Origin of the sequence: Mesorhizobium sp. B2-7-3 (assembly GCF_006440715.1) — a bacterium.
Lineage (GTDB): Bacteria > Pseudomonadota > Alphaproteobacteria > Rhizobiales > Rhizobiaceae > Mesorhizobium > Mesorhizobium australicum.
The window spans coordinates 389,353-402,355 of sequence record NZ_VFTY01000006.1 but is presented as its reverse complement, the minus strand read 5'-3'; the positions used below and the strand labels follow the sequence as shown (position 1 = coordinate 402,355).

The window sequence follows — 13,003 nt, the reverse complement described above, 5'->3', positions numbered from 1 at the left end:
AATTTCCTCGTCAGGCAGCTTCGTTCAATCGCAGGAGCTTCGAGCCCCAGTCGCCCGATACGATCGTCGTGATCGAGGCGGGATCGATGTCGAAGCGAAAGCAGTCGCCTACCGGCAAGCCAAGCACCTTGCAGACGGCGGCCTTGATCACATCGGCGTGGCTGATCAGGGCGACACATTGGTTCTGATGCTGCTCGCGGACGCCGTTCATCAGCGAGACGATGCGCTGCTGGACATCCAGCATGGTTTCGCCGCTCGGTGTCCTGGCCTCCTGCCGCTGATCGTTCCACGCGCGCCAACTGGCATCGCCGTTCAATTCGTCGAAAGTCTTCCCCGACCAGTCGCCGAAGTCGATCTCGTCGAGTTCGGCGCGGATCGCGATTTCGCCGACACCGCAAGCGAGAGCGATCGGAACCGCCGTCTCCTGCGTGCGCTCGCGCGGGCTGCATAGAATGGCTGCAATCGTCTCACGGGCCATGCGGCCGCCAAGCTGCTCGGCTTGAGCCTTGCCGGCCTCGCCGAGACATACGCCGGCCATGCGGCCCGCAAGGTACGAGCCGACATTGTCGTGCGCCGCATGGCGGATCAAAAAGAACGTCGTCGTCATTCCGCGGCATCCAGCAATGGCTCGTCCTTACCGGCGATGAAAGCGAGCGTGCGCTGGCGCGCTTCGGCGTCGGTGAACTGTTCGGGTGGCGATTTCATGAAATAGCTGCAAGGACCCGTCAGCGCCCCGGCAATGCCGCGGTCGAGCGCGAGCTTGGCGCAGCGCACCGCATCGATCACCACGCCGGCTGAATTGGGCGAATCCCACACTTCCAGCTTGAGCTCGGCATTCAGCGGCACGCCGCCGAAGGTCGTGCCTTCGACGCGGATGTAGGCCCATTTGCGGTCGGTGAGCCAAGGCACGTGGTCGCTGGGGCCGACATGGATGTTGCCCGGCTCCAGGGGAACATCGAGCTGGCTGGTTACCGATTGCGTCTTGGAGATCTTCTTCGATTCCAGCCGCTCGCGTTCGAGCATGTTGAGAAAATCGGTGTTGCCGCCGAAATTCAGCTGATAGGTGCGATCGATGCGCACGCCGCGCTCGCGAAAGAGATTGGCCAGCAACCGGTGCACGATGGTGGCGCCGACCTGGCTCTTGATGTCGTCGCCGACCAGCGGCAGCCCGCGTTGCTCGAAGCGCCGGCGCCATTCCGGACGCGAGGCGATGAAGACCGGTATGCAATTGACGAAGGCACAGCCGGCCTCGAGCGCGCATTCAGCGTAGAAGTGCGTCGCCTCTTCCGAACCCACCGGCAGGTAGGAGACCAACACATCGGCTCCGCTGTCGCGCAGGATCTCGCTGACATTGGCAACCGGTCCGGGCGCTTCTTCGATTTCGTCGCGCAGATATTTGCCGATCCCGTCAAGCGTCGGCCCGCGTTCGACGAGAACGCCGGTCGTCGGCGCGTCGGCAAAGCGGAACGTGTTGTTGGGGGGAGCGTAGATCGCATCCGCGACGTCACGGCCGACCTTGCTTCTGGCGACATCGAACGCACAGACAATTTCGATGTCGTCGACGTGATAGCCACCGAGATCGGCATGCATGAGCCCCGGGATCGGTTCGTTGCTTTTGGCATGACGATAATAGGCGAGGCCCTGCACCAGGGAGGACGCGCAATTGCCCACTCCAACGATACCAACACGAACTTTTTTCGATCCCACGAAACTGCCGCCCTATGCTGTTCAAAGGTAAGTTCCTTGCGCCGAACCGCCACCGTGCCGGAATGTTCCTTGGCTTGGTCAAAAATTGCGCGAAGCAGCATGGATCGAAGCCGCGCGCGCCGCGTTGCCCGCACGGCAAGCACCGGAAATCGACCAATGATCGTCTACGGCGACCACAAGCGGACCGAGAATGCACGACAGCTTCAGGAGGCGGCGATCGAAATGGCCCAAGGCCTCGATCGCATGCCTTGCGGCATCCGGCGCCATGCCGCATTGGTCGGGCTGTTCGTCAGCGTGTCGGAACTGGTCCAAGGGCTCGCGGATGTCGACTTCAAGGCCCGGGGCGTCGACACCAATTCGCCTTCGCAACGGCAAGGCGCCAGGCTACTGGTCGGGCTTGCGGCAGAGGTGGCGAGGTCGTGGCGAAGCGGGTTCGCTGTGGACGGTGGCATCGACCCGCGACTTCTCCAAATGCTGACCGCACTCGATTGCAAGGCAGAGGTTTTGACCGGCTCGTCCGAGGGCTACGCGCATTATGCGCTTTATCCAGAGAGTTATCTCGGCGCGGCGCAGGTATCAGGTCTCGATGCGAACACATGCGTGATCGGCATCCGCAGCATCGGCCTGGGGCTCGCGGCCATGGTGGCGGCCGCGATCGGTGCGCCGGCGCCCATTAGCGTGCGCCCGATCGGGCATCCTTTCGATCGGCGCCTCAATGCCGATCCGCGTTTGGTCGCGGCCTGGAGGAACGAGCCGTCGGCTCGTTTCGCGGTCGTCGACGAAGGTCCCGGCCTGTCGGGAAGTTCGGTCCACGCCGTCGTCGCGTGGCTGAGAAAACAGGGCATCGATACGGACCGCATTCACCTGTTCCCCAGCCATTCGGGCGATCCGGGCGCCGAAGCGTCGCCGGATATTCGGGAGACATGGGTGCGCTGCCGCAAACATGTGGCGATAACGTTCGAACGCACCTTTCCCGAAAGCTCGCAAAGTCCAACGCTGCGCGATTGGGTAGCCGAGGCGGTCGGCAGTCCGAAATTGCGCTTGACCGAAATATCCGGGGGCGCGTGGCGCTCTCTTCACTACGCCGACGAAAAGCGCTGGCCACCGAGCACACGCGGCACCGAACGGCGAAAGTTCCTGGCCTCCGCGGGTCAAGACCGCTGGCTTGTCAAATTTGTCGGCCTCGGCGAAACCGGGCTGCGCAAGATGCAAGCCGCCAGGATGTTGCATCAAGCCGGATTCGGACCGCAAGTCATCGGGGTCTGCCACGGTTTTCTGGTCGAACGGTGGACCGACGGAACCACGATGGATCAGCTGCCGCTGTCCAGGCAGAGACTTGTCGCGGCGTTCACACGCTATCTGGCCTGGCGTGCGACCAATCTGCGGACCTGCGAAGCCGGCGCATCATTGCTCGCCCTCGCGGAGATGGCGGTTCACAATGCTTCCGAAGCTTTGGGCGAAAGCCAGGCGGCTAGACTGCGGACCTGGTTCTCGAAGCAGACGCCCGCAAAGGTGTTGGAACGGGTCGAGATCGACGGCAGGCTTCACCCCTGGGAGTTTCTGGTCGGTTCCGATGGTACGCTGATTAAGACGGATGCAGTCGACCATTGCCGAGGACACGATCTGATCGGCTGCCAGCCGATAGAATGGGATATTGCCGGCGCCTGCGTAGAACATGACTTGTCCGAAGCCGAGGCGACGACGTTGATCGGCGGCATGGATAGCCGCATCGACGCCAGGCTCATCGATTATTTCAAACCTTGCTATTTGGCGTTTCAGCTCGGGCTGTGGAGCATGGCCGCCCAATCCGAGAATGGCTGGGAAAGAGCAAGGCTGGAGGAGACGGCAAACCGATATGAGGCAGGGCTGACACGGTTCCTGGGCCAGGCCAGGGCCGATTAGTCTGCGTCAATCCAGCCTGCGCAGCATGTCTGCTTCCTGCTCGAGAATACTGGCCACCTCCTCCCGCTGCAGATGCGTCATCATCAGGCTGACACAGCACTCCAGATAGGTGATTGAGGCTCGCCGCAAATACGCAGCCGTCTCTCGTTCCGCCATCTTGTCGATATCGGTCCGAGATCGCTTGGGGTGCATGAGGAGGTCCTCCATATGTGGTCCTCCTGTCAAACCAAAAGCTTGCCTGGATGTTCCCGCGGGAATCGATGCGAAGATGTGACCGCGGTCCGGCATCAGGCAGGGAGGTTCTGCAGCCCGCCTGACGTGGGTCTCGCCCTTGTGGACCGTCCTGCCATTTGAGCGCCGATCGAGCCGCCTTCAAGCATGGCGAAATAGCTGATCGTCCGCGCGAGCCCCTCGTTGAGAGGCACTCTTGGCGTCCAGCCGAGCAGCGCTTTTGCGCGCGAGATGTCGGGCTGCCGGCGTCGAGGATCGTCCTGCGGCAGCGGCAGGAACGTCATGTCCGATTTGGTGCCGGTCATGGCCTTCACCAATGCCGCCAGTCGCACGATGGTGAATTCGCCGGGGTTGCCCAGATTGACGGGCTTGCCCGGATTGGGATTGATATCCATAAGGCCCATCAACCCATCGATCAGATCGGAGACGTAGCAGAAGGATCGCGTCTGCATGCCGTCGCCGAAAATCGTCAGCGGGCGCTTCTCGAGCGCCTGCATGATCAGGTTCGAGACGATGCGGCCGTCCGCCGGATCCATTCTCGGCCCGTAGGTGTTGAAGATACGCGCGACACGAACGTCGGCCTTGCCGGCTCGCAGATAGTCGAAGCAAAGTGTTTCGGCGGTGCGTTTGCCTTCGTCGTAGCAGGCGCGTGGGCCGGTGCAGTTCACATGGCCGACATAATCTTCCCTCTGCGGATGTTGCTCCGGATCGCCATACACTTCACTCGTGGAGGCCTGCAGCAATCGCGCGTCGTTGCGGGCGGCGAGTTCGAGCAGGTTCAACGTTCCGATGACGCAGGTTCGCGTGGTGTGGATCGGATCGGCCTGGTAACGCGGCGGCGAGGCGGCGCAGGCCATGTTGAAAATGCGATCCACCGGCTCGCCAAGCTCCAATGGACGGCAGATATCCTGCTCGATCAACCGGAAACCCGGCTGGTCCATGATCGCGTTGATGTTCTCCATGCGACCGGTAAGAAAATTGTCGGCGCAGATCACACGCCAGCCATCGCGTAACAATGCTTCGCAAAGATGCGAACCGAGGAAGCCCGCGCCACCGGCGACGAGCACCGTCTTTGCCCTTTGCGCTTTTTTTGTTTGTCGCATCGCGATTTTCTCCTGTCTGCCAGTCATGCTGCACTTCCGATATCGAGATCGAGGACCACCGCCCCCTTTTGCGTAAGCGCCGTGATGAATTCGCGAGCCCTGGCCGCACCGGTGTGGGAGGCAAGGACGAGTTCGCGTGCCCGGTCGGCCATCGCGAGACGTGTACGAGCCGATTCCCGGGACAGGATCGCGACGACCTCGTCCGCCATCCTGGCCGTGTGGATCGTCGATGCGGGAAAGAAGCTGTCGAGGCCTGGCCAGCGGTCGCTGATGATCGGCGTGCCGCAAGCCGCGGCTTCGAAAAGGCGCACGCTGGGCGACCATCCCGCGGCAATCATGGAACTGCGTGTGACGTTCAGGGTGTAGCGCTGACGGCTATAGAATGCGGCATGATCGGCCGGCGGCAAGTGTTCGATGCGCTCGACATTGTCGGGCCAGTCGATGTCGGACGGATATTGCGAGCCGGCCACGACGAAACGCCGATCCGGCATGCGCCGTGCAGGCTCGAGCAGAAGCGCGTTGAGCGTGGCTTGCCGGTCGGCGCTGTAGGTGCCGAGATAACCGAGATCCCAGCCGATCGGATCGGCGGTGCGGTGATGCCGTTCCGGATCGACCGAACAGTAGAGCGGCTCGGCGCGGCGTGCGCCGAAGGTCTGCGTCAGATCGGCAAGCATCGGGCCGCCGGCAAAAGAGAAATAGATGTCGAAGTAGGGGATCTGGCGCCAGCTCAGATAATCGCAATCGTCCGCCGACAGCTTCGCCAGGGTCACCGGCGTGTCGATGTCGTAAAAGCAGAGTTGTCCTTTGCAAAGTGAAGCGACGGTGTCGATCACCGCGCGCCCTTCCGGTACGAAGGAGCCGATCACCACGACATCGGCCTGTTGCAGACACCGCGCGTAGTCGCGTTGCAGTTCCTGCACGGTTTCGTAGTAGCGCAAGGCGCAGAAATCCGGATCGCGCAAATCGCGGTGATTGGCGTACCATGGCACATCGCGCTCCAGAAAAGTTACGCGATGGCCGAGTTGGTGGAGGCCTTTCAACAGACCTCGAAAAGTGGTGGCATGGCCGTTTCCCCAGGACGAGGAAAGCGACAGGCCGAGAAAGACGATGTCCAACTGCCTGGTCATTCGGCTGCCTCCACGGTCCCGTGCGTCAAATGCCGTTTGAAGACCGCATCAGCCACGGCCGCCCGCAATGCGTAAGTATGATCGGCGAGAACGCGTCGAAGTGCGGCCTGGCCGATCGCCTTTGCCCGGACGGGAGTCAGCGCCTGCATGATTTCGGCGACATCGCCGCCGTCGCGCGCCACAAGGATCTCCTCGTCGGGTTTCAGGAACAGCTCGACGCCGAGCCAGGCATCGGTGATCAGGCAGGCGCCGGCGCCGGCCGCCTCGAAGACACGCGTGGCGGGTGAAAAACCGTTCGCGGCCATACTGTCGCGGCTGATGTTCAGCACCGCCTTTGGCGTGACATTGAAGGCGTTGTGATCGCGGGTGCCGACATGGCCGAGCCAGCCGACATTGGCGGGGAGCGGCTTGTCGCCCCACCCAGATCCGCCGAGCAGAAAACGTTGTTGCGGCAGCTGGGCCGCGGGATCGAGGAAGAACGATCCGACACGCGCTTCACGATCCGGCAGCCTGTTTCCGAGGAACGCCAGGTCGCAGGCAAAACGCGCATTGCTGGCGACCGGGTGGTGCGTTTCGGGATCGAGCGCATTGTAGATTGGCACGCACTCGTTCGCGCCCATGGCACGATAGGCCCAGACTACGGGATCGCCGCCGCCATAGGTCAGCACAAGGTCGATTTCTTGCAGCGCACGATGCAGCGGGTGGTCCGGCTCGTCGCGCAGTTGGGCGAGTGTGGCCGGCGCGTCGACGTCCCAGAATACGATGAGCGCATCGCTGCGGGCGTGGTCGAGCACGGCGCGAAGCAGCGCCTCGTCCTCGAAGCCGACGCCACTCGCCTTGACGACGATATCGGCCTCGGCGGCACGCGCCGCCACCTGCATCAGGGCATGGTGGGTTGCCTCGTAGACGACGACAGAGCACCAGTCCGGCGCCTCGATGTCACGGTTCTTCTGCCGGTCATAAACGTCAGGTTCGTAGAAGGTGATTTCGTAGCCCAGTTGCGAAAGCGCCTTCAGCAATCCTCGGTAATAGGTCGCGGCGCCGTTCCAGTAGGACGACAAAAGGCTCGATCCATAGAATGCGATCTTCATGCTGCGGCTTCCTTTGCGGCGGTCAGCTCGGCGGTGTGCAGGGTCGTGCATTGCCAGAGCACGTCGAACAACTCGTCGACGCGGTGACGGCAGGTGTGCCGCGAGCGGATGGTCTCAAGACCCGAGGTCACCAGGGAGGCCGCAAAATCGGGATCGGCCAACACCGCTTGGAGGTGTTGCCGCATTTGCGATCCATCCTCGGCAAACAGGAAGTCGATGCCGGGCCTGAAAAGCTGCTCGACATCGGACCAAGGCGCTGAAATCAGCGGGATGCCGCAGGCAAGTGCCTCGAACATGCGGATCGTCGGAATTCCCGGCAAGCCTTGACGATAAGGACGCCGCGGGATGTGCACGGTGACACGATGCGCGGCGAACGCCTTCGGCACGTCGGCATTGGCGATCCACCCTTCGTAGCGCAGACCCGCGGCGGCCAGTTCGGCAAGTGCCGGCTCGGGATAGCGGACACCGTGAACAGTGGCCTGAAGACTGAGATCGCGCACGGGTTCGATCAGGAACTCCTGGATTTCGGCCGTCCGCTCGTCGTCGCCCCAGTTTCCGATCCAGACCAGGTCGGACGTCGCGTGGATTTCCGGGTGCGGTTTGAACAGCCGATCGTCCGCCGCTTCATGCCAGGTGAAGACACGCTTGCCCCACCCGGCGCGCAGATAGCTCTCGCGCAGCGCTTCGCCAAAGGCGAGAACGCCATCATAATGTTCCAGGCGGAGCGCCGAGATTGCCTCGGTGGCCGACACGGCGCGGTGATGGGTGTCGTGAAACAGCAAGGTGAATTTGCCGCCATCGGCCCGGGCACGGCCGATGCGAGCGACAAGCTCCGGGTCGGTCCATTCGTGGACGATCACCACGTCGGCCTCGGCGATCCAGGCTTCATGGTCGAACCCGGCATCGTAGGTCACCGGCATCAATTCGGGGAAATCCTTGCGAAAACGTTCGATCGCGAAGGATCCCCTCTCGGCCAGTAGGTTCGATCGGCTCCAGCCGTCCGCCGGCTCCAGAGCGATGGCCTGATGCCGGCGCGCCACCAGTTCGCGCATAACGCCGCGAAGGAAATGGGCATTGCCGTGGTTCCAGTCGGAGACGAGCGAGTGAGTGTAGAACAAGAAGCGCATGATCAGCGCTCCGCCACGGCCAGCGCCGCCTTTTCGTAGACATCGCGCATGGCCGCTGCCTGTCTCGCCAGAGTGAACCTGCGGCTTCGGCGGAGGGCGGCGTGGCCGAGCTCTCGCCTATGCCCCGCATCGCTGGAAAGACGATTGATGCAGGCTGCAAGATCATGCGGGTCGCGACCGTCAAAGAACATCGCGGCCCCGTCCCATAACTCGCGATAGGTCGGGATGTCCGAGAGCACCAGGGGCGTTGCCGACATGGCCGCTTCCAGAGCCGCCAGACCGAACGGTTCGTAGAGCGACGGGGACACGAAAATACCGGCGCGGGCCATCAGGGAGCGCACCTCGCCATGCGGCAGTGCTCCGAGGGGAACGGCATGGTTGACGGTGGCGCGCTCGCCGTTCGGGCCGTGAAGCGAACCGGCTGTAAAGAGAGGCCATTGCGTCAACGAGGCGGCCTGGTCGACCACCGCCACATTCTTTCCCTCGTCCCACCAGCGGGCGGCGGCGAAGACGAGCGGCTGGCGGGTTTCTGCTGTCGGGACGGGGCGTGCGGCATTTCCGACGACGTGAAGGCGTGCGATCGGGCCATAGCAGGTCTCGAGCATCTCGGCATGGCTGCGGCTTGGAGCGATGACTGCGTCGGCCCTGTCGAAGCCGCGCCTGTTGCGCTCTTTCTGCCAGCTCCATGCGCTGTCCAACGCCTGTCCCTTCACGGAATGGAACCATGTCGTCACGCATGAATGCGAGACGGCTATGACTGGGCAAGGCGCGTCCAACCCCACCGCCTGCGTCGGTCCGTTGAGATGGACAAGGTCGATGGCGTAGTCGCGTATCGGCGCACGCAATTCCAGCGGCAGACGGTCGAGCTCGCCGGCGCTGCGGGTCATCCAGTCCAGTGGCGTATTCAACCAGATGAGCGTCGCGAAGGACCGTGCCTCTTCGGCCTGTTGCCTGGATGGGTGCGGCCCCAGCCCGGCGAACACAACGCTGTCGCCGCCATTGACCAGTTCCCGGCCGAGATCAAGCGCATAGCGCCATACTCCGCCCATGGCGTCGACGGTCATCAGGATGCGGCGCTTGCGTGGCGTCAGTGTCCGCAACATGCCGCCTCCAGTTCCGCCAGCGGGCGCGGGCGCTTTTCCTGGATGTCGCTGAACTTCTGGAACGATGCGAGGTAATGATCATGGGCGCGCTCCCAGGCGAGGTCGTCGGGTTCGCCCCAAAGCTCGCGATAGCTGGGCGAACTCGGATATGGATACAGCGGCACGGGTTCATTGGCCCACACGCCATTGTCGATCAGGTGGGCTCGCCAGTGATCGACAAGGGCAGGATCGTCCTCGACGACGCCGATCAGATTGGCCTGGACGAAGGGAACGTGGCGTCTGGCCTTGACCAGCAGCGCGGCAAGCTCCTCGGTGCCCAGCCGGCAGCGCTTCGCCAGCATGGCCCGCCCTTCCACCGTCAGGCTTTCGAGGCCGGCTTCGATGGACACGCAGCCTGCCGCGCCCAGCAGTTCCAGCAGCTCGGGTTTCCACAGATCGATGCGGGTCTGGACGCCGAATTTCACATCGCGGCCGACCAACGCCTCCAGCAACGCTTTTTGGGGCAGGAAGATTTCGTCGATGAAGTAGATGTAGCCGACACCCTGGGCGATCAGCCTATCGATTTCAGTCACCACCGCTTCGTGGTTGCGGCGGCGATAGGCATCGCGGAAATCGATCTTGGCGCAGAAGCTGCAATTGTAGGGACAGCCGCGCGACGCCTCGACCTCGGCGCCGAATCCAAGCTGTTGGTCATCGAACCGGTGATGGTGATGCGAATGGGCGGCAATCCAGTCGGATGGCCATTCCAGCGGCGGGTGATCGACAAACGAACTGGAATGGACGCCGCCGTTCGACACCAGCTTGGAGTCCCGCAGATAGGCGGTTGAGGGTACCGCGCTCCAATCGTCGCGTCGTGCAAGTTCCGCGACGACTTCCTCGCATTCGCCGCGCACGACAATGTCGACGCCCAGCTTGCGCAAGGTCGGCGCCGGCGTCGCCGAACCATGTGGCCCGACCGCGACCGTGCGTCCGCCACGCCCGGCCAGGCGATTGAGGAAATCGGCCGGCACCCGCAATTCCGGCGGTGCGCAGCGCCAGAACAGATAGGTCGGCGCGGTGCTGACAACCGTCATTGCCGGCGCGAAATCAACCACGCGTTTGCAGAGCCCGGAATTATCGAGCTTCTGCAATTGTCCGTCCAGCATCAGCACCTCATGGCCGGCCGCCTCGAGCAGGGCTTTCGAATAGCCGAGTTCCAGGGGCAGATGCGGTTGGCGGCAGCCGAAATAGATGCTGTCGTCATATGTCCAGGACGGGTTGACCAGGGCTATTCTCATGCGACGTACCTCACGGCTTCGGGGCGGGGCTCAAGCCGGTGGCGCTGCAGCCAGTCGGCGAGATCGCGAATGCCCTCGCGCCACGCAACCTGCGCCTTCCAGCCAAGCGCGGTTTCGATCTTGCGGGTATCGGCGACGAAGAAGGGCTGGTCGCCGGTCCGTTCCCCATCATGGCGGACCGAGAGCTCGCGACCGGTCAAGCTGCGGATCTCGCTCAACAGCATACGCAGGCTGAGCGCGTTTTCAGGTCCGCCGCCAAGATTGAATGCCTGGCCCTTGGTGAGCTCGATATGGTCCAGCACGGCCCTGTAGGCGGCGACCGCATCGGAGACGTGCAGGATGTCGCGCACCTGCCTGCCGTCGCCATAGATGGTGATTTCCCGTCCCGTCAGGGCGCTGAGCAGGAAGTGCGCTACCCAACCCTGGTCCTCGGTTCCAAACTGGCGCGGTCCGTAGATGCAGCTCATCCGCAGCACCGCCGTCGGCATGCCGTAGGACTTGGCATAATCGAGCACATATTGGTCCGCCGCGCCCTTGGAGCAGCCATAGGGTGTGCAGAAATCGAGGCCGCGAGCCTCATCGATCCCGCCGGCCTGGATCGCGCTATCGCAAGGTATGTAGCGGTCGTCGTCCGCGCGAACCGCGACGTCGGGGAGGCTGCCGTAAACCTTGTTGGTGCTGGCGAAAATCACTGGGATGCGCTCGCCGCTCAGCCGCGCCGCTTCCAGCACGTTGAACGTGCCGCGAAGATTGATGTCGAAATCCTCGTCCGGCCGGACCAGGCTCGTGGTGACGGCCGTCTGCGCGGCGAGATGGAAAATCGCCTTGCATCTCATCAGGGCCGGCGCCAAGGCATTGGCGTCCCGCACATCGATGGTCTCGACCGTTAGGCGGCCACCGTGTTTCTGTGCGAGCCATTGCAGGTTCTGTTCGACGCCGGGACGGCTGAGATTGTCGACCACCAGCACTGGCTCGCCATCCGACAACAGGCTGTCGGCCAGGTTTGATCCTATGAAGCCGCTGCCGCCGACGATGGCGACCGGCGCTTCGCGTCGGTTGCGTGCGCCCGGGCTCATGACACCAACCCGCGCTCTTCGAGTTCGCGCTTCATTTCGGCGCCGCGATCAACGGCGGCCGTGTTGCGCACCCAGGAAACGAAATCCCCGAGAGAGTTCTCCAATTGCAGGCCGGGTTCGAAACCGAGCAGCTCACGAGCCTTGGAGATATCGGCGAAGCAGTTGCGAATGTCGCCGGAGCGCGCCTTGCCGAGCAGCTCGGGCGAACGGTTCGGGGTTCCCATGGCTTCGGCCAGCAATCGCGCGACTTCGCTGATCGCATAGGCGCGGCCGCTGCCGATGTTGATGACGTGGCCCTTTGCCTGACGTTGCTGCAGCGCAAGGCGAAAGGCGCGGGCGACGTCATGCACATGAACGAAATCGCGCTTCTGTTCGCCATCCTCGAAGATCATCGGCCGTTGGCCATTGGCGAGACGTGAAGCGAAATTGGCCAGCACGCCGGTATAGGGATTTGATAGCGCCTGGCCGGCACCGAAGACATTGAACAGGCGCAACGCGACCGCATCGATGTTGTACGCTTCGCCAAAGATCAGCACGGCGCGTTCCTGGGCATATTTCGTCAGCGCGTAGATCGAGGCGAGGTCGACCGGCTTTTCTTCATCCGTCGGCAGCGGCGAAAGGGGGTCGCCTTCCGGCGACAGCGGATTCCACTGTCCGCTTTTGATGTCGCTTGACTTGCGCCTTGCATTGTCGATGCGCCGGCCGTCGGGCGTGGCATAGAGGCCCTCGCCATAGACGCTCATCGAGGAGGCGACGACGATCCGTTCGACCGGATGCTTGATCAGCGCTTCAAGCAATGTCGCCGTGCCGAGATCGTTGGTGCCGACATAGCGCGCGATCTCGTACATTGATTGTCCGACGCCGACTTCCGATGCCAGATGAATGACGGCGTCGACGCCTTCCAGCGCCTCGGCAACGGCTTCGCGGTCGCGAATGTCGCCCTTGATCAGTTCGGCACCTGCGGGAAGCGCGACCGCTTCACCCGCATGCACCTGCTCCAGCAGGGCGTCGAGAATGCGAACTGAATAATCCTGAGCGATGAGTTCTTGTGTGACGTGGCGGCCGATGAAGCCGCAGCCTCCTGTAACCAATATGCGTTTCACGACGACTCCTCGGACAAGTGACCTCGGCGCCCCGAACTTTTCGGCAAAAGGTTTGTTCCCTGTGCTTCAACAAAGTTCCCTTCGCGGGCTTCGCCTGAAAGCAAGCGCAACACCATCGGCCCGCGATGCGGGAACATTGCCGCCGGTATGCTGTTA

12 protein-coding genes are annotated in these 13,003 nt (G+C 62.9%); 1 reads left to right on the top strand and 11 read right to left on the bottom strand.

The features are described 5' to 3' along the window. Nucleotides 1-10 precede the first annotated feature (10 nt). Both FJW04_RS16765 and FJW04_RS16760 read right to left on the bottom strand, forming a co-directional pair. Nucleotides 11-607, bottom strand: a complete 597-nt coding sequence (locus FJW04_RS16765) for a histidine phosphatase family protein (protein WP_140715387.1) — start codon at nt 605-607, stop codon at nt 11-13. Then, the gene (locus tag FJW04_RS16760; protein ID WP_140715386.1) at nt 604-1,707 is read right to left on the bottom strand and encodes an inositol-3-phosphate synthase; all 1,104 of its coding nucleotides are present in this window, start codon (nt 1,705-1,707) and stop codon (nt 604-606) included. Before FJW04_RS16760 ends, FJW04_RS16765 begins: the two co-directional genes overlap by 4 nt. Before the next feature lie 156 nt (nt 1,708-1,863). On the opposite strand from FJW04_RS16760, the gene FJW04_RS16755 reads away from it, so the two are divergent. Then, nucleotides 1,864-3,609, top strand: a complete 1,746-nt coding sequence (locus tag FJW04_RS16755) for a hypothetical protein (RefSeq protein WP_140715384.1) — start codon at nt 1,864-1,866, stop codon at nt 3,607-3,609. 6 nt (nt 3,610-3,615) lie between these two features. Here the strand turns inward: FJW04_RS16755 and FJW04_RS16750 are convergent, their stop codons facing one another. The 9 genes from FJW04_RS16750 to FJW04_RS16710 form a co-directional block, all read right to left on the bottom strand. Then, nucleotides 3,616-3,816 carry a hypothetical protein gene (locus FJW04_RS16750; RefSeq protein WP_015319152.1) on the bottom strand — a complete coding sequence of 67 codons (201 nt, stop codon included), beginning with the start codon at nt 3,814-3,816 and terminating at the stop codon, nt 3,616-3,618. Nucleotides 3,817-3,896: 80 nt separating this feature from the next. After that, a complete protein-coding gene (locus tag FJW04_RS16745; protein WP_140715382.1) occupies nt 3,897-4,943 on the bottom strand; it encodes a UDP-glucuronic acid decarboxylase family protein in 1,047 nt (348 codons plus the stop codon). A gap of 23 nt (nt 4,944-4,966) precedes the next feature. Further along, entirely contained in the window at nt 4,967-6,070 is a 1,104-nt protein-coding gene (locus FJW04_RS16740; RefSeq protein ID WP_140715380.1) for a glycosyltransferase, read from the bottom strand. Beyond that, nucleotides 6,067-7,161: a glycosyltransferase gene (locus FJW04_RS16735; protein WP_140715377.1), complete on the bottom strand. Its 1,095-nt coding sequence runs from the start codon at nt 7,159-7,161 to the stop codon at nt 6,067-6,069. Before FJW04_RS16735 ends, FJW04_RS16740 begins: the two co-directional genes overlap by 4 nt. Then, a complete protein-coding gene (locus FJW04_RS16730; protein ID WP_140715374.1) occupies nt 7,158-8,288 on the bottom strand; it encodes a glycosyltransferase in 1,131 nt (376 codons plus the stop codon). The genes FJW04_RS16735 and FJW04_RS16730 overlap by 4 nt, the downstream gene beginning before the upstream one ends. Before the next feature lie 2 nt (nt 8,289-8,290). After that, complete coding sequence (locus FJW04_RS16725; RefSeq protein ID WP_140715372.1) at nt 8,291-9,391, bottom strand: glycosyltransferase family 4 protein; 1,101 nt, start codon at nt 9,389-9,391, stop codon at nt 8,291-8,293. Next, nucleotides 9,376-10,668 (bottom strand): TIGR04295 family B12-binding domain-containing radical SAM protein, encoded by a 1,293-nt coding sequence (locus FJW04_RS16720; RefSeq protein ID WP_140715370.1) that lies wholly within the window; start codon nt 10,666-10,668, stop codon nt 9,376-9,378. Before FJW04_RS16720 ends, FJW04_RS16725 begins: the two co-directional genes overlap by 16 nt. Next, nucleotides 10,665-11,744 carry an NAD-dependent epimerase/dehydratase family protein gene (locus FJW04_RS16715; protein ID WP_140715368.1) on the bottom strand — a complete coding sequence of 360 codons (1,080 nt, stop codon included), beginning with the start codon at nt 11,742-11,744 and terminating at the stop codon, nt 10,665-10,667. The genes FJW04_RS16720 and FJW04_RS16715 overlap by 4 nt, the downstream gene beginning before the upstream one ends. Then, a complete protein-coding gene (locus FJW04_RS16710) occupies nt 11,741-12,847 on the bottom strand; it encodes an NAD-dependent epimerase/dehydratase family protein (protein ID WP_140715366.1) in 1,107 nt (368 codons plus the stop codon). Before FJW04_RS16710 ends, FJW04_RS16715 begins: the two co-directional genes overlap by 4 nt. Nucleotides 12,848-13,003: the final 156 nt, after the last annotated feature.